Below are 20393 nucleotides of genomic sequence, written 5' to 3'. Positions count from 1 at the left end.
CAAATGTATGTAAAGGTACTATGTAACGCAAGGTACCTTCGCTTAAATATTTTATAAACCTCATAAACGATGTTTGTCACTTGAAAAGGGAAAGTGGGGGAGGCCACACTCGTGGCTTACGAGGCCGTTAGAATATGCTCCTTAGCATACTCAGCTAGATGGTAGGCGCTGCACTACGGTTGCCTAGCAGAAATAAGAGATAAAAGGCCTGCCTTGAGTCGTGTAGCCTACAACCCATCGAGAAACCCTGTTATAAGTAGTAATACGGATAGGGAAGTCGCTTTTTGAGGATTATATTGTAAAAATTATAATTTATTATTAGTAAAGTACTTGCAAAATAGCTACTAATGGCGCGAATTATGCTCTTGTACATATAACGTAGGAAGAGCGTTATTGAGCAATACAATTCATTTATACCGCTCAATGACACTTTTTGCGTTTTGCCTTGTTTGCGTTTTATACTCGAACCAGGCTTGTGAAGAGTGTGGTTGTCCTCTGCGTGTAAGCAGAAATACTTCAATTTAGCTATGTGTTTTCGTGTTTGGCCGGAATGCTATTCCAGCCAGGCAAGCTCCCACTTCTGAAGAATGAGCTGTTCGCTCTGCCTCAGCAAAGAAGTTGCTTCCATAGAGGGCCAGCTTCTGCTTTTGACGTTTACATTCTCCCTGTTCTTTCAATTCTCTCTGTTGTGTCTTTCACAGTAGAATCGCAGGCCATTACGATGGAATCTGCCACCCCCGCCCCCACCAACTGTTCCGCCGAGGCTACTAACACGGCAGTACACCTAGCGCCCCCTGTTACGTCGGCGCCCGTCACTTCGTACGCCAACATTATTCTGCCCGGCGACTTCCCCGACCCAACTATTGCCCAGATAGGCGATACGTATTGGGCTAGTGCCACCTCAGCAGAGTGGGGGCCGGTATTCCCGCTTTTCAAGTCTACCAACTTGGTGGATTGGGAATTGGTAAGTCATGTATTCCCTACTATGGAATCGATGCCAGAATGGGCGGGTACTAACTTTTGGGCGCCCGAAATCTTCCACGAAAATGGGAAGACCTACCTCTATTATACGGCCCGTCAGAAGGGCAAAAAGGGCCGCTTGGCTATTGGGGTAGCTAGCGCCGACAATCCTGCTGGGCCCTACACCGACCACGGCCCCTTGGTGGCCCAGCGTTATGGCTCCATTGATGGTTTCCCCATGCGCGACGAGCACGGCAAGCTATACTTGGTATGGAAGGAAGACGGCAATGCGTACAAGAAGCCCACGCCCATTTTTGCCCAGCGCATCAATGAAACCCATACCAAGCTGGTTGGAAAGAAAGTAGAGCTCTTCCGCAACGACCCTGCCTCCTGGGAAGGATGCCTTGTGGAAGGTTCGGCCATCATTCGCCACAACGACTACTTCTACATGTTCTACGCTGGTAATGGCTGCTGTGGCAAATGCTGCACCTATGCTACCGGAGTAGCTCGGGCCAAGAGCTTGCTCGGGCCCTGGGAGAAGTGCCCTCAGAACCCGATTCTAAAGAAAAATGCCACCTGGAAGTGCCCTGGTCATGGTACGGTGGCCCAGTACGAAGGCCGCTGGTTCTTGCTCCACCACGCGTACTACAACCAGAGCCATGAGTTTGTAGGGCGTCAGGGCATTTTAAGTGAGTTCACCTTCAACGAAGAAGGCTGGCCCGAATTTGAAGGCAACAGCCCCCAGGCGGCTCCGCTGAAAGATGTGAGCGTCCTCAACGTCACGGAAAATTTTGCGGGTAACTGCCTGGCTGGTACTTGGCAGTGGCCGATTGGCCGCCAGCCGGAAGTAGGGGTAAGCGACGGTCAGTTGCTACTGACGGCCAGCCCCACGGGTATCGGCTCCGTAGTAGCCCAGCGTACGTTCACGGCTACTTATAAGGCTACTACCTCCTTGGCTACGTCTTCCCTGGAGCAGGATGTGTTTGCGGGCCTATGCGCCATTGGCGACCCCGATAACGCCCTGGCTCTGATGGCTGGCAATGGTACCTTGCAGGTGTGGCACGTGAAAGGTGGTACTCACCAGGCCTTGGCTAAGCTGGACCTGCCCACCTGCCAAACCCTGAATATGCGCTTGGAAGCCTGGGGCGGTCAGCGGTTCCGCTTCACCTATAGCACCGATGGCAGCACCTGGCATCCTATCATCCTGGATAGCTTTGCGCTGAACGGCGAGTACCTCCCCCCATGGGACCGAGGCGTACGCGTAGGCTTACTGGCGCAAGGTTCGAGCTTGGCGACGATAGGCTTCAACCATTTTGCTATTCGCAACCAGCGTTAAGGGAATACTCCGGAGCGTTCTGGGAATTCGAACTAGCCCCTAGCCAAACGGCCCCGACAGGTAGATACCTGTCGGGGCCGTTTGGCTAGGGGCTACCGCATGGTGTATTGTATTTCCGAACATGCTGTCCATTAGTGGACACGTTTCTGAGTAGTGATTCTGAGTGTATATCATATAAGTTATTGATATTAAGTTAAATAACAAAGTGGCATGGGGCTTGGCTGATAGGTAGGGAACTCCTTTCCTTCCTGTACGAAAATGGACAGAGCCTTATCTACTTCTACTCAAAACCGCCGCCAGCGCCGTCGTTGGCTGGTGGGAGCCGGCCTGTTGCTGGCACTAGCAGCTACCCTATTAGCCTTCCGCAACGTCCTTCAGCCCACATTGGAACGCAGTACTATTCTCACTGCTACCACCGAAACTGGCGATATGGAGGCTTCGCTCACTGCCGCTGGCGTTATCATTCCGGCGCACGAAGCAGTTATTACTAGCCCTATCCAGAGCACTATCCGGCGGGTAGTGGTACCGGTGGGTAGTAAGGTGCAGCCGGGGCAAATCATTGTGGAGCTGGACCGGGAGTTGACTACCTCCGCCTTAGCTAAGCTCCAAGACGAGCAGCAGCAGAACCGGAACAAAAACGGGCAGTTGCAACTCACCCTGGAAAAAGCCCTGAACGACCTTCGCTCCCAAGAGCAGGTGCAGCAAGTGAAAGTACGCAGCCTGCAATCGGCACTGCGCGACGAGCAATACCTTCTGAAGATAGGCGGGGGAACGTCTGAGAGCGTGCGCCAAGCTGAGTTGAGTCTGAAGGTAGCGCAGCTTGAGCTACGCCGCTTAGGCGAGCAGATCCGCAACCAGCGGGCGGCTAATGCGGCCGATGTGCGGGAACTGGGCTTCACCATGCAGATTCAGGACCGCAGCATTGGGGAGTTGGCCGGCAAGCTAGCCCAAGCGAATATTAGCAGCCAGAAGCCGGGAGTGCTCACGTGGGTAAATGAGGACCTGGGCTCTACCGTGCAGGCTGGCGACCCCCTGGCCCGGATAGCCGACTTGAGCCGCTTCCGGGTGCGCGCCACCATTTCCGATGCCTATGCCGACGCGCTGCACCTCGGCGACCCCGTTATAGTCCGCGTCAATGGCACCGATTTGCGGGGTTCCATCAGCACCGTGAGTCCCGCCGTTGACAAGGGCGTAGTGACCTTCTACGCCATGCTCACGCAAGACCACCACTCGGCCCTGCGCTCCAACCTCCGGGCCGACGTGTTTGTGATAACGAAAGCTCTGCACAACGTAGTGCGGGTAAAGAATGGCTCTTTCTACCAGGGAGGTAAGGAGCAGCCCGTGTTTGTGGTGAAGGATGGCAAGGCTATTCGGCGCATTGCGCAATTCGGCGAGAGCAACCTCGACTTCGTGCAGATAACAAGTGGTGTACAACCCGGCGAGCAACTCATTGTGTCGGATACCAAGGACTACGCGGACACGCCCGAACTACTCATCCAAAACTAGCTAGCACCATGAAACGGATACTTGCTTTCCTGTTGCTGCTGGCCGGCGGACCAGTAGTAGCCCAAAACCAGTCGGCCCCCCTGACGCTGCAAGAAGTTATTGAGGTAGCGCTGAACCAGTCGGCCGTGGCAAAGCAAACCCAAACCTCCCGCGACCAAAGCTACTGGCAGTGGCGCACCTACCAGGCTAATTACAAGCCCCAGCTAGGCTTGCAGGGCACATTGCCCGGGTTCAGCCGCGTCATCACGCCCGTGGTGCAGCCCGATGGCACTACCGACTTCCGGGCTGTGCGCATCAACAACTCCAACCTGGCCCTAGCCGTGAGCCAGAACATTGGCCTGACGGGTGGGCAAGTATTCGTGGCTTCGGAGGTGCAGCGCTTCGATGACTTCAACGGCCAACTAAAACGCTATAATAACCAGCCCGTAGCCATTGGACTTACCCAGCCGCTCGGGCGGTTTAACAGCTTGAAGTGGGACCGGCGTATTGAGCCCTTGCGCTACCAGGAAAGCCAGCGGCTGTACGTTGAGGAGCGCGAAAGTATTGCACAGCGCATCACAGAGTTGTTTTTTGACGTGTTGCAGCAACAAGTAAATGCCGAGGTGGCAAGCCAAAACGTGCGAGCCAATGAGGAATTGCTACGCATAGGCAAGGAGCGCTTCCAGTTAGGCCGCCTCTCCCAGAGCGACGTGCTACGTTTGGAACTCAACCTGCTGAATGCCCGCCAGGCCATGGCGCAGGGCCAGCTAGATGCGCAGAATGCCGCCGTGAGCCTGCAAAGCTATACCGGGTTGCGGGCCGAAGCCCTGCGCCTGTTGGTGCCAGTGGCGGCGCCCCGGCTGGTAGTGCCCGCCGAGCAAGCGCTGGGGGAGGCCCGCCAAAACAGAAGCGTAGTGCTGGCCTACCGCCGCCGGTTGTTGCAGGCGGAGCGGGAGGTGGCGCTAGCGCGGGGCACTACCGGGTTTCAAGCAACGCTGTCGGCCAACCTGGGCTACGTGAACCAAGCGGGCAACCTGTGGGCCACATATGCCGCCTTGCAAAATCAGCAGCAAGTACAGCTGACGTTTGCTTTGCCACTAGTAGACTGGGGCCGGCAAAAGGCCATTGTGAAAACAGCGGAGCTAACGCGCCGCCAAGTTCAGACCGATGTGGCCCAGGAGGAAGCCGCCTTCGAACAGAGTGTACAAGTCCAGGCCACCCAACTCGGTACCCTCAGCCAACAACTCGACCTAGCCACCCGCGCCGATTCCTTGGCCTTGCAGCGCTACACCATTGCCCAGGCTACCTACAAAGTCGGCCGCATCAGCCTCACCGACCTCACCATTGCTTCCGCTGAAAAAGACCAAGCTCGTCGTGCCTACATCCAGGCCCTGCGCGCAGCATGGGTAGCGCACTACCGGTTGCGGGCCCTCACTCTCTACGACTTTGAACGCCAACTACCCCTAGCAGCAAAGTAAACCGGCTTAACAGTTCATAAAACGCATTTTAGTATTATATATTTAGTAAGTGATTGATAATAAATAAATTATACCTATGCTATGTGGATAGCAGTTCAATAAAGGTCGTCATTCTGAGCTTGTCGAGGAATGACGACCTTTTGATTATAGTTTTTGTACATCATTCACTATTCATACAGCTTATTCTCACTATTACAGACAACAAGCCTGCCGCTGCCGGTAATTCCAGCAGCGGCAGGCTTGTTGTCTGCGAAGCAGATGGGCAAATTATTGCCTAGCTACTGTCTTACAGCATCATTCCGCCCGTTGCTTCAAGACGCTGGCCGTTGAGCCACCGTGCGGCATCGGTGCAGAGGAAGGCGACAATGCCACCGATGTCGTCGGGCTCGGCCACGCGGCCTAGGGCCGTAATTTGGGCCACGTAGGCGCGAATTTCAGGCGTATCCGTCATGGCGCCGCCACCGAACACTGCCCCAGGCGCTACCACATTGGCGGCAATGCCTCGGCTACCTAGCTCCAGGGCCAGGTAGCGCGTGAAGACTTCCACCGCTCCTTTCATACTGGCGTAGGCCGAGCTTCCTGCGAAAGCAACCCGCGTGGTACCGGAGGAAATATTAATAATCCGACCCCCGTCGCGTAGGAGCGGCAACGCCTTTTGCGTGAGGAAGTACACGCCCTTGAAGTGAATGTTGAGCATCTCGTCAAACTGCGCCTCAGTATTCTCGGCAATAGGAGCGGTGAGGCTGGTGCCGGCGTTGTTGATGAGAAAGTCGAACCGGTCGGTGCCAAAGGTATCGGCTAAGGCCGTAGTGACCTGCGCGAAGAAAGTGTCAAACGTACTGATATCGGCGGCGTTCAGGGGCAGAGCCACGGCGCGGCGTCCTAGGGCTTCGATTTCGGCTACTACGGCGGCGGCATCAGTCTGCTGACTGCGGTAGGTTAGGATAACGTCGATGCCCTGCTGGGCTAGTTTCAAGGCCATGTCTTTGCCCAGGCCCCGGCTGCTGCCGGTTACGAGGGCTATTTTGGAAGTACTCATGCGAAGTGCGTTTGTAGTGTTAATGGAACACGGCAAAGGTCCTTCGGCTTGCGAGCAGCGGTGTTGTACCCGCCAATCTACTTATTGTAGAAATCAAATCGGGAAGGCCTCCAGCGTACGGAAAGCGCCGGGGCTCACGGTGGCGTAGCGGCGGAAGAAATGCGAGAAGTGCGCCACATCCACGAAACCCAGACTGTCGGCAATTTCCCAGAGTGTCCAGTCCGTTTGGTGTAGGAGCACCTTAGCCTCCTGTGCTAGCCGCCCCCCGATGAGGTTAGTGGTGGTGCGGCCGGTACTGTCCTTGAGCACCTTGTTGAGGTGGTTGACGTGCACCGCTAAGTGGTCGGCAAAGTCTTTGGCGGTGCGCAACGGTACGCGCTGCTGGGGCGTGGTGAGCGGGAACTGCCGTTCCAGCAACTCTATAAAGCGCGACGAGAGCCGGGCCGCTGCCGAATGAGCGGGGTGTAGCATGGTGGCCGGCTGCCGTTTCTGGCCCAGATGCAACAATTCCAGTACGTAGGCCCGCAGTAGGTCGTACTTGTGGGTGTAGTCGGAGGTTAGTTCCTCGTGCATCCTGGCGAAAATACTCTCCGCCCGCGCGGCTTCGGTTGACGTCAGTTGAAACACAGGGTAGCCGTTGGCTTGGAATAGGGGCAGCTCGTCGGGGGTAAGGCCTCCGAGAACTGGCAGCAAGAACTCCGCCGTGAAGAGGCAAAGATGCCCCTGTTGCGTCTCAACAGGCTGCCACTGAAACGATACCTTGGGCGACGAAAATACTAAAGTATTGGGATCAATAGTAATAGTTTGGTCGGCGTATTCGGCGCGGCTGCGGCTGCGCAACAAGCTGATTTTGTAGAAGGAACGGCAAGGGTAAGACGTGGCCGGTAGTAGGTGGGTAGAATCCCAGAAGTTGGCTAAATCAAACGCATTGAAGTGGCCTACTTCGCGCTGAATGCCCTGGGGTAGCAGTGTGCTTAAGCTGAGACTGGTACAGGGAGCCAACTCTTGATAAAGGGTAGTAAGCGCGGTAGTCGTCATGGCAGCAAATGGCTTGTAGAATTCAAAGCATGAGCAACCCGACGAGGGCCAGAAAGTTTGGCTAGGACTTATGGTTGTGCGAAACCCATTCCTGGGCTACATACCACAAGTCTGCAAAAGATGAAAAGCGTACACTCGACCATTTATTACCGAACACAGTGTCCATTTTTGGACAATATTTCTAGTTAGTGTAAATCTTATTATTGATATAAGATACTGTAATTCAATGTGATAAAAACATGGCATGGCGCTTGGCTATACTACAGAGAACCCGGTACTCAGCTGCTCGAAACCGGACACCCTTCTTCGTCACTCTTCCCATCCCTGCTCTATACTCTCATGGAAAATATCCTCACTCAATCGGTGGTGCGGCCCCAGGTAACCGCCGCTACGGTCACTGCATCTGCCCAGCCCCAACCTGTTATTCAACTGCGCGATATTGAGAAGGTCTACCAGACCAAAACGATTGAAACCGTAGCGCTGAACCGCGTGAACCTCACCATTAATAAAGGCGAGTTCGTGTCGATTATGGGGCCTTCTGGCTGCGGCAAGTCTACACTGCTCAGCATTATGGGCCTGCTGGATGAGCCTACCGCCGGAGTAATTGAGCTGGATGGCCGCCCAGTGCAGTCGTACTCCGATAAAGAGCTGGCTTCGTTGCGCAACCACAAAATCGGCTTCGTTTTTCAGAGCTACCACCTCATCAACGACCTCTCCGTGCTCGACAACGTGGAGCTACCTCTCCTGTACCGGCCGGGGGTAAGCGGTAAGGAGCGGCGGGCGCGGGCCTACGCCGCCCTCGAGAAAGTAGGGCTGGGCGCTCGGACCCACCATTTCCCCAGCCAACTATCGGGCGGGCAGCGCCAGCGGGTAGCCATTGCCCGGGCCTTGGCCGGTCGCCCCGAAATTATTCTGGCCGACGAACCCACCGGCAACCTCGACTCGGTGATGGGGGAGGAGATTATGGAGTTGTTGCTAAGCCTCAACCGGGAGGAAGGCACCACCATTGTGATGGTAACCCACGACGAGCAGCAAGGCCGCCGCACGCAGCGCCTCATCCGCTTCTTCGACGGCAGCCAAGTGCAATAGTTCCCCTTGCCGCTTGCCGAACGCCCAGTTGACTTACAACCACCATGTGTAACCCGCGCTTCGCGCTACACGCTCCCCCTATGAAGTCGCTTGCCCTCCCACTTACGGACGCTGAATTGGTAGCTGCTTGCCGCCGCCAAAATGCCGCCGCCCAGGAGCAGTTGTACTCCCGCTTCGCTTCTAAAATGTTGGCCCTATGCCTGCGCTACGTGCGGCATAAGTTCGAAGCGGAAGATGTGCTGGCCCGTGGGTTTGTGAAGGTTTTTCGCAGCCTCCACCAGTTTGAGGGCAAGGGTAGCCTAGAAGGGTGGGTGCGCCGCATTATGGTGCACGAAGCCCTAAACTGCCTGCGCCGCCGGGAGTCGCTCACAATCTGCATTGACGACTGCCCCACTAGCTACCTGGCCACCAGTTTGCCCACGGCCGACGTGGAACTGCAAGCCGCGGACCTACTACAACTCGTGCAGGAGTTGCCCGCTGGCTACCGCGTGGTGTTCAACCTCTGCGCCCTGGAGGGCTACACTCACCCCGAGGTGGCGGCTCTCTTGGGGATTTCAGAAGGCACCAGCAAGTCGCAACTCAGCAAGGCGCGCGCGGTGCTTCAGCGGCGGGTGATGGCCCTGCACTATTCCTACTCCTCTTCCTCTACTACCTACGCTCATGTTGCTTAGCTATCTAAAAATTGCCTGGAAAGTCTTGCTGCGCCGCAAGTTCTTCACCTTCATCAGCCTGTTTGGTATCAGCTTCACGCTGATGATTCTGCTGGTGGTGTATGCTTTCTACGACCACACTGTGGGCCCTCACACGCCCGAAAAGAAAGTGGACCGGCTGCTATTCGTCAACCGCGCAACGATATCTTTCAAGAACGACAACGGCACCAATAACGGCACTATCAGCTACAGCTTCCTGGAGCGCTATGTGCGGCCACTCAAAACGCCGGAAGTTGTTTCCATCAGCACGTATTTCAGTTCTACCGCTGCCTATGTGGGCAATCAGAAGCTGGATGTGGATTTGAAATACACCGACGGCCAGTTTTGGCAAGTGCTGGATTTCGACTTTGTAGAAGGTCGCCCCTATACCCTGAGCGAAGTGCAAAGCGGAGCCCACGTGGCCGTTATCAACGAGCGAACCTGCCGCGCTTACTTCGGCACGATCAGCAGCGTGCTGGGCAAAACCATTGAAACCGACCGGATACGCTATCAGGTGATAGGAGTGGTGAAGGATGTGCCCGGCATACGCTTCAACTCCTACGCCGACATGTGGGCGCCCATCAGCACCAGCACCCAAGATGCCAAAGACCCCAGCTACTTCGGCGACTGTATGGCCATTTTGCAAGCCCGCACCCCTGCCGACCTGCCCGCCATTCAGGCCGAGTTCAACCGAGTAGTAGACCAGGTGCCCGTGCCCGACCCCAAGAAGCATGCAAAAGTGCACGTGTACGCCGGCACGCTGCTGTCCTCCACGGTGCGCTGGTTCAACAACAACAGCAAGCCCGACGACGGGGTGGCCGATCTGATGGGCAAAGTGGCCCTCGTCACGTTGTTGTTCATGCTGCTGCCGGCACTCAACCTCATCAACGTCAACGTGAGCCGTATTCTGGAGCGCTCCTCAGAAATCGGGGTGCGGAAGGCCTTCGGGGCTACTTCGGGCACGCTCATCCGGCAGTTTCTGGTGGAGAATGTGTTTCTGACCTTGCTGGGCGGGGTGTTAGGCCTGGTGCTGGCCAGCGTGGTGCTGCACCTAATTGATAGCAGCGGCTTCATCCCTTACACCACGCTCACGCTCAATCCCCGCATTTTCGCGGGTGGGCTGCTACTGAGCTTGCTGTTCGGGGTGCTGTCGGGCGTGTACCCGGCCTACAAAATGTCGAAGCTTCAGGCTGTGCAAGCCCTGAAAGGCGGCCGTAACTAGTTTTCACTTTTGCTCTCCCAATCCCATGATACGCCACCTGTTTACTTTGATTTGGAACCGCAAACGGGCTAATTTCCTGCTGGTTACCGAAATATTCTTTGCCTTCGTGGTGCTGTTCGTGCTGGGCAGCCTACTGGTTGACAACTACCGTAAGTACACGGCCCCGCTAGGCTACACCTACGAGTATGTGTGGCAGGTAGATATGGACCCCAACGGTCAGCCCATCAGCCGGCAGGACGCCACGTTTCAGCGCCTGATTCAGCACCTCAAATCCGTGCCCGGTGTCCGTAGTGTAGCGTCTACCTACTCCAATACGCCGTTCTCATTCAGCGACAGTAGCACCGACTTTAAAGCCGGTACCAAGTCAACCAACAGCGACTTCTACACTGCTGGCGATGATATGCAGGACGTGCTGAGCCTAGAGCTGGCGGAAGGCCGCTGGTTTAACCGGCACGACGAAGCGGCTGCCCGTTCACCGCTCGTCATCTCCAAAGAAATGCGCCAAGCCTTGTTTCCCAACGAGTCGGCCGTTGGCAAAATCATTCGTGATTCAGACAACGACGAATACCAGGTGATAGGCGTATTGGCGTCGTCTTACCGCGGCCGGGGCGAATTTCAGGAACTACAGCCGGCCGTTTTTCAACGCAGCAAAACCTTAGTAGACCCTAACGACACCACCAACTTCGACCGGCCCCGGTTGCTGATTCGGGTGCAGCCTACCGCCACCGCCGAGCTAGAGCAGCGCATCACCAAAGAAATAGCGGCCGTGACGGGTGGCTGGAAATCTGCCGTTACTACCCTGCGTGAGCAGCGCACCACTCGTATGAAGTATGCGCTGGCCCCCATGGGTGGTATGGTGCTGGTATGCAGCTTCCTGATTTTCAACGTGGCCCTGGGGCTGTTTGGGGTACTGTGGTACAATATCAGCCAGCGCCGCGCCGAAATCGGGCTGCGCCGGGCCATTGGCGCCACTGGCAGCCGCATCAGCGCGCAATTTCTGGGTGAGGTAATGGTCGTTACCACGTTCGGACTGGCTTTCGGGCTGCTGGTAGCGGCGCAGTTTCCGCTACTGGGCGTAATGAGCATTAAGCTACCCGTGTACCTGGCCGGTATGGCTCTGGCCTCCATGCTGATCTACGTGCTCACGGCCCTGTGCGCCCTGTATCCCAGCCGTATGGCCTCGACTATTCAGCCCGCCGTAGCCTTGCGCGAAGAGTAGGGTGGAGGCATTGTCCTTCGCGTTCAATTTCCGTCCTTCGCCCACGCTATGATACTGATTATTGACGATGATGTAGCCGTTCGCACTTCTTTGCGGTTGCTTCTCAAGCAACACGGCTACGTGGTAGAAGCAGTAGCTACCCCGGCCGAGGCCTTGCATGCCGTGCGTGAAAAGCAGCCCCGCCTCGTGCTGATGGATATGAACTATTCTCTGGATACGTCGGGCCGAGATGGCTTAGACCTGCTGGGCCAGGTAAAGCAGTTGCGCCCGGCCTTGCCAGTGGTACTGATTACGGGCTGGGGCTCTATCACGCTGGCCGTAGAAGGCATGAAGGCGGGAGCAGCTGAGTTTGTTACCAAGCCCTGGAACAACGACGCCCTGCTCCAAACTATCCGCACTATCCTGAGCCTGCACGAAGCAGAATCCGACGCCGACCCGGCCGCCCTCAGTCGCCGCCAACTAGATAAGCAGTATAATTTCCGGGATATTGTGGGTCAGGATGCGCGCCTCCTGCACGTGCTGCGCAACGTGGGCCAGGTAGCCGCTACTGATGCTTCGGTACTCATTGAAGGCGAATCGGGAACGGGTAAGGAGCTAATTGCCGAGGCTGTGCACCACAACAGCCAGCGTCGGCGGCAGCCCTTTGTGAAAGTAAACCTAGGCGGTATTTCAGCCTCCTTGTTCGAGAGTGAAATGTTTGGGCACCGCCGCGGCGCCTTCACCGATGCGAAAACCGACCGTGTGGGGCGCTTTGAGCTAGCCAATGGCGGCACCATTTTTCTGGATGAGATAGGGGAGCTGGACCTGGGTAGCCAAGTGAAGCTGCTGCGTGTGCTGCAAGACCGCACCTACGAGGTGCTGGGCGACAGCAAGCCCCGCCGCCTCGACATTCGGGTGATTTGTGCCACCAACCGCAACCTGGCCGAGATGGTGCAGCAGGGCCGTTTTCGCGAGGATTTGTTTTACCGCATCAACCTGATTACGGTGCGCCTACCCGCCCTGCGCGAGCGACCCCAGGACATTCCACTGCTTGTGCAGCACTTCGTGGACGGGTTGCGTGCTACTTACAACCGGCCCGCCCTGAAAGTAGGTACGCGGGCCCAACACTGGTTGCAGGAGCAGCCCCTGCCAGGCAACATCCGAGAGCTAAAAAACCTAGTGGAGCGCGCCGTGCTGGTGTCTGGCAAAGACGAGCTCGGCCCCGAAGACTTTCAAGCCCAATTCCAGCGGCCCCTCGTGCGCGCCTCTGAGGCGGGCGAGCTACCCGAGCCTGGTACCATGACCCTCGATGAGCTTGAAGCCCAAATGATTCGGCGGACTCTGGAGCACTACGGCGGCAACATCAGCCGCGTAGCAAAAGCCCTGGGCCTCAGCCGTGGGGCCCTCTACCGCCGATTGGAGAAGTATGCCATTCCGTTCGATGCAGAATAGGTAGCTTTTGGCTCTGTAACTCGATTACCTGCTTCACATGAGCCTGCGTCTTAAGTTTATCCTGTTTGCCGTCATCATTCACGCAGTGCTCATTGTACTGGCGGCGCAAGTGATGCGCCACAACGCGCCGCTGTTTGTGGGTCTAGAGGTGCTGCTGCTTATCAGCATCCTGCTGACGGTGCAGCTATACAAGGGATTTGTGCGGCCGTTTCATCTGATAGCAGCCGGTACTGAGGCAATTCGGGCCAAAGACTTCTCTATGAAATTTGTGCCCGTAGGCCAGCGCGAGATGGATCAGCTCATTCACGTGTACAACCACATGATTGAGGAATTGCGGAAGGAGCGGATTACGCAGCACGAAAAGAGTTTTCTGCTCGAAAGTCTTATTCAGGCCTCGCCGGCAGGTGTACTCCTACTTTCCTTCGATGGCCGAATTGAGGGCACAAACCCCGCCGCTGAGCGCATACTTGGTCTCTCAGCCACCGCCATTCTAGGCCAGCAACCCGCTCAGCTACCAGGCCATTGGGGCACAGCCCTCGCCAACCTCTCGGAGCAAGCGCCCCACGTAGTACAGCTATCGGGTATTCAAACGTACCGGGCCCACTGTTCGCATTTCATAGACCGGGGGTTCACGCGGCGGTTTATTCTGCTGGAAGAGTTAACTCAGGATCTAATTCGGCAGGAAAAGCAAGCCTACGAAAAGCTGATCCGCATGATGTCGCACGAAATCAACAACTCCATTGGCGCCATCAATTCTATCCTACAGAGCTTCCATTACTACACGCCCCAACTGCAAGCAGAAGACCAGCCTGATTTCACGGAAGCCCTAGACGTTTCCATTGGCCGCAATACTCACTTGGCCAACTTTATGGCTGGCTTCGCCAACCTAGTGCGCCTGCCATTGCCGCAACGGCAGCCCACTGATGTGCACGAAATGCTGCGCGCCACTGCCCGCCTGCTGCAAGTGCAAGCAGAGCGTCGCCGCATTCAATGGCAGTGGGAGCTAGCGCCTACCCCGCTGGTAGTGCTGCTAGACCCCTTACAATTGGAGCAGGCTGTGCTCAATATCTGCAAAAACGCCCTCGAAGCCATTGGGGAGGATGGTACCGTTTGGGTGCGTACTACCAACACGCCTGCCAGGCTGTGCATCGAAAACAACGGACCTGGTATTGCACCCGAGGTGCAGCAACGCCTGTTTACGCCCTTTTTCAGCACCAAGCGCGATGGTCAGGGCATCGGCCTTACCCTTATCCGCGACATTCTACTGCAGCACGATTTCACTTTCCGACTCGAAACTCAGGAGAATGGCCGTACAGCATTTTCAATTCTGTTCTAACCAGGCTGGCTTGTGCTTCGCTCCGCCAACCAGCCCAAATAGCAAGCGTAGCTTCCCGTTGGCAGTACTACCAACGGGAAGCTACGCTTGCTATTTGGGCTGGGAAACGAGGAGGCTGAGTGCTGGTAGGAGCAGCGTATCTACTCGCGCCAGCTCTGGTTTTACCTTCTGTTCGCTACTTGCGCTTTGCCGCAGTAGTGGGCTTGCGGGCGGGGGTGGGCTTGGTAGATGGAGCAGCTCCGGGGGCGGCTACTTGGCCATTGCGAAACGTCTTCTTTTCCTGAACTGTCTTGCCATCGGGGCCGAAGTAGCTCCACACGCCAGTTTCTTTTCCATTGCGGAAGGCGCCGGCTATTTCGGCTGTGCCGTCTTCGCGCAGCTGACGGAAGGGGCCCATCTTTAAACCCTTAACATAGGTAGTCTCGGCCTTCAGCTTCCCCGATGGATAAAATTCCTGACCTACACCAGTTGGCTTGCCATTTTCGTTGGTCAATTTGCTTTGCACAGTTCCGGTAGGGTAGTAGGTGATTTGCTCGCCCGCCAGTTTGCCGTTCACGTACGTTTCCTGCTTCTGGACTTGCTTACCACCTGGGTGAAATGCACGCCAGAGGCCTACTGGTTGGCTGTTTTTATACTGCTGCTCTTCCCGCGGGAAGCCATCCTCATAATACAGCGTGATTTTCCGGTCTCGGCCCTGGTTAGCATAGTCTATCTTCTGCTCCACCTTTCCCGACTCGTAATAATCCTGCTGGGTACCCACTAGCACACCTTGGCGGTAGGTTTGGATGCTCTTAATGGCGCCGCTTTCGTAGTAGGATTTGGCCGGTCCATCGAGGTTGCTGGTGCCGCCGGCCAGGTTTTTGGCCTGCTTGGTGAGGTCATCAGCCAGTGGGTTTTTTACGGCTCGCCCTACCAAGTTGGCCGGGGCATAGGTGCCCTCCGTGCGTAGTTTGCCGGAGCGGTAATAGCTGCGGTAAGACCCCTTGCCGCTTTTGTCGGCCTGTACATCTACCTCCAGCTGGCCGTTGTCGTAATACGTTTTGTAAGGGCCCGCCAGCAGTCCTCGGTTAAACGTGCCTTCGCTCTGCAGTTGCCCGTTGGGGTAGTAGGTCTTAACGGGCCCACTGGCTTGCCCATTTAGGTAAGCAATTTCAACCTTAGGCTTGCCCGATGGGTACAGTTCCCGGATGGTGCCGGCGGGTTGTCCGTTGGTGAGTGTTGTTTCCAGCTTTACTTCCCCACTAGGATGGTAATAGCGGAGCGTACCACTGGGCTGGTCGTTTTCGTAGGAGCCTTCCTGCGCAATTTTGCCTGAGTCGTAGTATGTTTTGAAGGGCCCCTGACGGACGCCTTGCTGGTACGTTACTTCCAGGCGCCGCCCACCATTGGGGTGAAACTCCACGTATGCTGAGTCGCGCTTGCCGTCGGTGTAGCGGGTTTGGGCTTCCAGCTTGCCCGAGTAGTAAAACCGCTTATAAGGGCCTTGCATGACCGTATCGGCGCCCACTACTGCCGAGAATAGTTCGCGCTTGTGCGTGTTCGTAGAATCGAAGAAGGTAGTAAGCCGCCGTAGCTTCTGGGCATGGGCCGTGCTAGCGGCCAGCAGCCCCAAAGGCAGCAACAAAAGATGTGGTTTCATAAGAGCAAGAACGAAACTTTACGGTAGATAGTGCGGGTACTGCGCCAGCCTACCTCTGCACCATGCGCAACCTTCGTGCCCATCAGCAGCAACTACAAAAAAAGCCTGGCCGCTAAGGACCAGGCTTTTTTACTGCATTAGAACACTATTACTAGCTAGATCTAGCTAAGAATTAGAGCTTCTCAAGAACGAGGCTGCTCGCGCCGCCGCCGCCGTTACAAATGCCCGTCACCCCAATCTTACCGCCCTCATTTTGGAGCACGTTCAAAAGAGTGGTTACAATGCGAGCCCCGGACGCCCCTAGCGGGTGGCCCAGCGACACAGCTCCCCCGTACACGTTTACCTTAGTGCCTTCCAGGTTCAGAAGCTTGTTGTTCGCCAGTGAAACCACCGAAAAAGCCTCGTTTATTTCGTAGAAATCAACCTCAGAAGCTTCTACTCCCGCATGCTTCAAGGCCTTCGGAATAGCCAAGGAAGGAGTAGTAGTAAACCACTCTGGTGCTTGCTCAGCATCGGCAAAACCGCGGATAAGTGCTAGAGGCTTGATGCCCAGCGCTTCGGCCTTTTCGCGACTCATGAGTAGCACGGCCGCTGCACCATCATTCAGCGTAGATGCATTGGCGGCGGTTACAGAGCCCTCCTTGGTGAAGGCTGGCTTAAGAGTTGCGAATTTGGCGAAGTCAGCTTTAGTATACTCCTCGTCGTCTTCCACTACTATATTCTTACCACGCACCGTAATGGTTACCGGAATAATTTCGTCCTTTTTCTTGCCTGCCTTAGCAGCGGCGGCGCTCCGCTCGTAGCTCTGCTGGGCAAAGGCATCTTGCTCTTCGCGTGTAATGCCATAGTGCGCCGCCGTAGCATCGGCGGCGTTGCCCATGGCATAGTCGTTATACGGGTCCCAGAGGCCATCCTTCATCAAGCCATCAATCATCTGGCTGTGACCGTATTTGGCACCAAAACGGGCTTTGTCAAGGTAGTAGGGCACATTCGACATGCTTTCCATGCCGCCCGCCAGCACTACCTCCGACTGCCCAAGCATGATGGCTTGGGCTCCGAACATAATGGCCTTGGTGCCGGAAGCGCATACCTTGTTCACGGTAGTGCACTCCACGGTATCGGGCAAGCCTGCCTTCTTCGCGGCTTGGCGTGCGGGCGCCTGCCCTAGATTAGCAGAAATAACATTGCCCATTATTACTTGATCTACTTCCTTGCCATCGAGGCCGGCTTTTTCTAGCGCACCTCGCATAGCAATAGCTCCCAGCTCCGTGGCCGACAACGATGCTAAACTGCCGCCAAATGAGCCGATAGGTGTGCGCACCGCAGCTACGATGACTACTTCTTTGATTTGCATAAAATGAGTGGGTGGGATTGGTTGGATGTGGGAGGCAAAGGTATGTATTTGGACTGTGAAGGACTGCTGGCAGGGTAGGAGCAGTACTGGGTTGCTAGTTGCCACTCTATTCGTATTGCCCGTAGCATTACCAGCCGGGCTTGCCTTTCTCCGCTTTGCGGGTAGGCTGGTGGGGTAGTTGTTGCAAATACTGCTGCTCTGCTGCCCCAAGCGCCTCGAGTAGTTGACGAGCCTGCCCTGAGCTGAGATTCATCTGTTGTAGGCGGGCACGCTGAGTTTGCACCTGGGCTTCATCAGCAGCGGCTTGCTCAGTGCCTGCGCGCCGGCTTACCCCGCCCGTTGCTTCAGGTCCGGTTTCCTCATTGCTAAGGCCCTGCACCGAGCCAGGCTGAGACCCTTGTGCTACGTTTCGTTGTTCCCCCTTGCCCGGCTGGAAACTACCGGCGGCGGAATTACCGGGCGTTGTAGATGGCCGGTTGGGGTCGCGTTGTCCGTTGGAGTTCTCCCGGGATTCCGACGCATTCTGCGGGTTCTGCGGCTGAGTAGGATCGTTGAGCTGACCTTGCTGCATAGTACCCGGCTGCGCTTGAGGCTGCCTCGTCGGGTTCCGCTCCGATGGGCCTTTAGTGGGCTCAGTGGGGTTGCCGTCGGTGCCGGGGGGCGGCATATGCGGGTCAGCTGCTCTACGAGTTAAGAAGTCATGTAGTACTTCGTAGTTATAGCGGGCATCGGCGTTAGCAGGAGCAGCTAGTAAAGCTTGCCGCAAGAGGGCTAGTGCTTGCGCATAGTCACCTTGGCCAGCCGCTAACACGGCCAGTTGCTGGGCTGCTGTACTTCGAACAGCGGGCGTCTTACTGCTAAGCAAACGTCCGTAATAAGCGCGTGCTTCCTGCGGCCGCCCATCCTGGGCAGTTGCGTGGGCTAAGTTGAGCCACACAGCTTCGGCTGAAGCACCCAACTCGAACGTGGCCTCCTTATAAGCCTGCGCTGCCGACGTAAAATCGTGGTGAAAGTAAGCCTGGCCAGCCTGCTGGATTGCCAAATTTCTGTCGTGAATTTTCGTCAGGCCGCCCCATAGACCAAGAAGTAGGAGGCTGCTCACCAGAGAAATTTTCATGGCTTTATCACTTTGATAGTTATTAGCACATCCAGCATCATCAGTGCCAACGCTAGCAGCAGCGGGTACCGGTAGCGGTTATCTGCCACCGACACAGTGCGTACCTGTTCCGCTTGTCCTTCCATGCGGTTGAGCGCATTCACTAGTAGTGGAAACTCGTTGCGTCGGTCGGTTAGTTCGAAGTACTGTCCGCCCGTTTGCTCCGCAAGTCTACGTAACGGTGCCGGTACCAGGCGGCTGACAGCCTCTCTGCCGCGTGCGTCCCGTAAGTAGCCTCGGCCTCCTGGCTGCGGAATAGCGCTGCCTTCCGTCGTGCCTACACCCATCGTAAACACGCGGGCTCCGGTGCGTGCCAGCACTCGTACGGTTGGTTCTAAGTTTTCCCCGAAGTCCTCTCCATCAGTCACGAGTACCACGGCCGTAGCCCTCGGCAAATTACTGTTCGTTGTAGGGGTGCTTGATTCCAATCGAGTAAGCACCAACTCAAGTGGCGGCACCAGATCAGTACTGCCCGCTGGCACTAGCGACGTTTGAAGCGTACTGAGAAATAGTTGGAGAGCAGCCTGATCATACGTGAGCGGACACTGCACGAACGCCTCATTCGCAAATACAATCAAACCCAGGCGGTCGGCTTGGAAGCGGCTTACGAGAGTCGCAAGTTCTGCCTTCGCTTTTTGAAGCCGCGTTGGCGATACATCAGGCGCATTCATAGACCGGGAAAGGTCTACTAACAGCCATACATCTTTACCCGCCGTGCGAACTGGACGTTGGGTGAGCCCATAGGCCGGGCCTAGTAAGGCGACACCTAACAAGGCTAGATAGGTGAAGCGTAACGTTAGCTTCCAGCCCAAAGACCAACCCCGCTGTCCTAGTGGAGCCGCCAGTCGACGCGTCCGAACAGCGTACCCGAGGTAAAAAAGAAAAAATAAAATTGCCGCTAGTGCCTCGGGCCAACCCAGCGGATAAGCCCAACTCAACATGATGGTAACCGCTTATTGTTCAAAATACAAGACTAGCAAAAGGTGAAAAAAGAGGTAGCCGAATAACTCCTTCAACGTGAGTTTCTACCCGCGTTAGAGTGGCAAGATGGAAGATATTTTTTTTGAAAAACGTTTGAATCTCCAATCTGCTTGTATATTTGCACAGCTTTCGGACGGAAAGACGTCCCACTGGAGAGGTGGGTGAGTGGCTTAAACCAGTAGTTTGCTAAACTGCCGTAGCTCTAAAGGTTACCGGGGGTTCGAATCCCCCCCTCTCCACATAAGAAGGCTTTCTATAATGCGAGCCTAAACTTTCCCACGTGGAAAGCCTTCTTACGAAATATTGCTGACTCAGTCAGTTCTCGGGGTGTAGCGTAGCCCGGTATCGCGCCTGCTTTGGGAGCAGGAGGCCGCAGGTTCGAATCCTGCCACCCCGACTTTATAGCCGCCAGCCCGCCTTTGGGGCGGGCGGCTATTCTTTTTTGACCCCGTAGCTCAGCTGGATAGAGCAGCTGCCTTCTAAGCAGCCGGTCATGTGTTCGAATCACATCGGGGCCACGCTGATAATAAGCCACTTAGCTTTTGCGCTGAGTGGCTTTTTTGTTGATAGTTTACATGTTGGTTCATGCGAGTGGCTCTATAGGTGTAAAAAGGAAGTGATAAGCGCAATCCAAGGAGTGATATTATTCACCGCGTCAATATCTATCGGCTGAAAAACCAGTATTAGGGCTGCTACTATGCAGCAGATTTAGTGGCTGATAGTAGCCAACAGTTGTTGGTGCATAACTCCATCCTGTGGCTCTTAATCGTAGATCATCGGAAGCGATACTACTTCTTGATTCACAAATCGCATGACAACTATGTGGAATAGGTAGCCGCTTTCGATATCTACATTGAAATGGGTCTGGTTATATTCTCTATTGGCTGCTGCATGCTCAGTAGCCTGTCCTTACCCGATAGTCTCTTTTAGGCAAGCCACAA

15 protein-coding genes and 3 tRNA genes are annotated in these 20393 nt (G+C 55.7%); 12 read left to right on the top strand and 6 right to left on the bottom strand.

Annotation, left to right across the window (positions count from 1 at the left end; translation table 11 throughout):
- Positions 1-688 precede the first annotated feature (688 nt).
- The 3 genes from CHB83_RS02790 to CHB83_RS02780 all read left to right on the top strand — a co-directional run bounded on the left by CHB83_RS02790 (position 689) and on the right by CHB83_RS02780 (position 5259).
- Positions 689-2296, top strand: coding sequence for a family 43 glycosylhydrolase (locus CHB83_RS02790; RefSeq protein ID WP_236704899.1), 1608 nt, complete (start codon positions 689-691; stop codon positions 2294-2296).
- A gap of 258 nt (positions 2297-2554) precedes the next feature.
- Positions 2555-3802, top strand: coding sequence for an efflux RND transporter periplasmic adaptor subunit (locus CHB83_RS02785; protein WP_089331578.1), 1248 nt, complete (start codon positions 2555-2557; stop codon positions 3800-3802).
- Positions 3803-3810: 8 nt separating this feature from the next.
- A complete protein-coding gene (locus tag CHB83_RS02780; protein WP_089331577.1) occupies positions 3811-5259 on the top strand; it encodes a TolC family protein in 1449 nt (482 codons plus the stop codon).
- 286 nt (positions 5260-5545) lie between these two features.
- On the opposite strand, the gene CHB83_RS02775 is transcribed toward CHB83_RS02780, so the two are convergent.
- Positions 5546-6298 (bottom strand): SDR family NAD(P)-dependent oxidoreductase, encoded by a 753-nt coding sequence (locus CHB83_RS02775; RefSeq protein ID WP_089331576.1) that lies wholly within the window; start codon positions 6296-6298, stop codon positions 5546-5548.
- Positions 6299-6391: 93 nt separating this feature from the next.
- Positions 6392-7336 carry a helix-turn-helix domain-containing protein gene (locus tag CHB83_RS02770; protein WP_089331575.1) on the bottom strand — a complete coding sequence of 315 codons (945 nt, stop codon included), beginning with the start codon at positions 7334-7336 and terminating at the stop codon, positions 6392-6394.
- A gap of 339 nt (positions 7337-7675) precedes the next feature.
- Between CHB83_RS02770 and CHB83_RS02765 the strand changes: the two genes are divergently transcribed.
- The 6 genes from CHB83_RS02765 (at position 7676) to CHB83_RS02740 (ending at position 14322) form a co-directional block, all read left to right on the top strand.
- Entirely contained in the window at positions 7676-8425 is a 750-nt protein-coding gene (locus tag CHB83_RS02765; protein WP_082455407.1) for an ABC transporter ATP-binding protein, read from the top strand.
- An 80-nt stretch (positions 8426-8505) separates the two neighbouring features.
- Complete coding sequence (locus tag CHB83_RS02760) at positions 8506-9096, top strand: RNA polymerase sigma factor (RefSeq protein WP_045689716.1); 591 nt, start codon at positions 8506-8508, stop codon at positions 9094-9096.
- Positions 9086-10336 carry an ABC transporter permease gene (locus tag CHB83_RS02755; protein ID WP_089331574.1) on the top strand — a complete coding sequence of 417 codons (1251 nt, stop codon included), beginning with the start codon at positions 9086-9088 and terminating at the stop codon, positions 10334-10336. The genes CHB83_RS02760 and CHB83_RS02755 overlap by 11 nt, the downstream gene beginning before the upstream one ends.
- 25 nt (positions 10337-10361) lie before the next feature.
- Complete coding sequence (locus CHB83_RS02750) at positions 10362-11555, top strand: ABC transporter permease (protein ID WP_089331573.1); 1194 nt, start codon at positions 10362-10364, stop codon at positions 11553-11555.
- 48 nt (positions 11556-11603) lie between these two features.
- A complete protein-coding gene (locus tag CHB83_RS02745) occupies positions 11604-12986 on the top strand; it encodes a sigma-54-dependent transcriptional regulator (RefSeq protein WP_089331572.1) in 1383 nt (460 codons plus the stop codon).
- 37 nt (positions 12987-13023) lie between these two features.
- Positions 13024-14322: a sensor histidine kinase gene (locus tag CHB83_RS02740; protein WP_089331571.1), complete on the top strand. Its 1299-nt coding sequence runs from the start codon at positions 13024-13026 to the stop codon at positions 14320-14322.
- Positions 14323-14497: 175 nt separating this feature from the next.
- On the opposite strand, the gene CHB83_RS02735 is transcribed toward CHB83_RS02740, so the two are convergent.
- From CHB83_RS02735 to CHB83_RS02720, 4 genes are all read right to left on the bottom strand, one after another.
- Positions 14498-15961: a toxin-antitoxin system YwqK family antitoxin gene (locus tag CHB83_RS02735; protein WP_089331570.1), complete on the bottom strand. Its 1464-nt coding sequence runs from the start codon at positions 15959-15961 to the stop codon at positions 14498-14500.
- Positions 15962-16133: 172 nt separating this feature from the next.
- A complete protein-coding gene (locus CHB83_RS02730) occupies positions 16134-17315 on the bottom strand; it encodes an acetyl-CoA C-acyltransferase (protein ID WP_089331569.1) in 1182 nt (393 codons plus the stop codon).
- Between the two features lie 127 nt (positions 17316-17442).
- Entirely contained in the window at positions 17443-18432 is a 990-nt protein-coding gene (locus CHB83_RS02725; protein ID WP_089331568.1) for a hypothetical protein, read from the bottom strand.
- Positions 18429-19412, bottom strand: a complete 984-nt coding sequence (locus CHB83_RS02720) for a VWA domain-containing protein (RefSeq protein ID WP_045688813.1) — start codon at positions 19410-19412, stop codon at positions 18429-18431. The genes CHB83_RS02725 and CHB83_RS02720 overlap by 4 nt, the downstream gene beginning before the upstream one ends.
- A gap of 191 nt (positions 19413-19603) precedes the next feature.
- On the opposite strand from CHB83_RS02720, the gene CHB83_RS02715 reads away from it, so the two are divergent.
- From CHB83_RS02715 to CHB83_RS02705, 3 genes are all read left to right on the top strand, one after another.
- Positions 19604-19691 (top strand) — tRNA-Ser (locus CHB83_RS02715).
- Positions 19692-19775: 84 nt separating this feature from the next.
- A tRNA-Pro gene (locus tag CHB83_RS02710) sits at positions 19776-19849 on the top strand.
- Positions 19850-19896: 47 nt separating this feature from the next.
- Positions 19897-19970 (top strand) — tRNA-Arg (locus CHB83_RS02705).
- Positions 19971-20393: the final 423 nt, after the last annotated feature.

The sequence above is a fragment of the Hymenobacter mucosus genome (assembly GCF_900188255.1).
In the GTDB taxonomy this organism is placed as follows: domain Bacteria; phylum Bacteroidota; class Bacteroidia; order Cytophagales; family Hymenobacteraceae; genus Hymenobacter; species Hymenobacter mucosus.
This window is presented reverse-complemented; position numbering and strand designations above follow the sequence as displayed.

Coding starts and splice junctions, on each gene's coding strand:
- CHB83_RS02785 (WP_089331578.1), top strand. CDS start 2,555: ATGGACAGAGCCTTATCTACTTCTACTCAAAACCGCCGCCAGCGCCGT.
- CHB83_RS02780 (WP_089331577.1), top strand. CDS start 3,811: ATGAAACGGATACTTGCTTTCCTGTTGCTGCTGGCCGGCGGACCAGTA.
- CHB83_RS02775 (WP_089331576.1), bottom strand. CDS start 6,298: ATGAGTACTTCCAAAATAGCCCTCGTAACCGGCAGCAGCCGGGGCCTG.
- CHB83_RS02770 (WP_089331575.1), bottom strand. CDS start 7,336: ATGACGACTACCGCGCTTACTACCCTTTATCAAGAGTTGGCTCCCTGT.
- CHB83_RS02765 (WP_082455407.1), top strand. CDS start 7,676: ATGGAAAATATCCTCACTCAATCGGTGGTGCGGCCCCAGGTAACCGCC.
- CHB83_RS02760 (WP_045689716.1), top strand. CDS start 8,506: ATGAAGTCGCTTGCCCTCCCACTTACGGACGCTGAATTGGTAGCTGCT.
- CHB83_RS02755 (WP_089331574.1), top strand. CDS start 9,086: ATGTTGCTTAGCTATCTAAAAATTGCCTGGAAAGTCTTGCTGCGCCGC.
- CHB83_RS02750 (WP_089331573.1), top strand. CDS start 10,362: ATGATACGCCACCTGTTTACTTTGATTTGGAACCGCAAACGGGCTAAT.
- CHB83_RS02745 (WP_089331572.1), top strand. CDS start 11,604: ATGATACTGATTATTGACGATGATGTAGCCGTTCGCACTTCTTTGCGG.
- CHB83_RS02740 (WP_089331571.1), top strand. CDS start 13,024: ATGAGCCTGCGTCTTAAGTTTATCCTGTTTGCCGTCATCATTCACGCA.
- CHB83_RS02735 (WP_089331570.1), bottom strand. CDS start 15,961: ATGAAACCACATCTTTTGTTGCTGCCTTTGGGGCTGCTGGCCGCTAGC.
- CHB83_RS02730 (WP_089331569.1), bottom strand. CDS start 17,315: ATGCAAATCAAAGAAGTAGTCATCGTAGCTGCGGTGCGCACACCTATC.
- CHB83_RS02725 (WP_089331568.1), bottom strand. CDS start 18,432: ATGAAAATTTCTCTGGTGAGCAGCCTCCTACTTCTTGGTCTATGGGGC.
- CHB83_RS02720 (WP_045688813.1), bottom strand. CDS start 19,412: ATGTTGAGTTGGGCTTATCCGCTGGGTTGGCCCGAGGCACTAGCGGCA.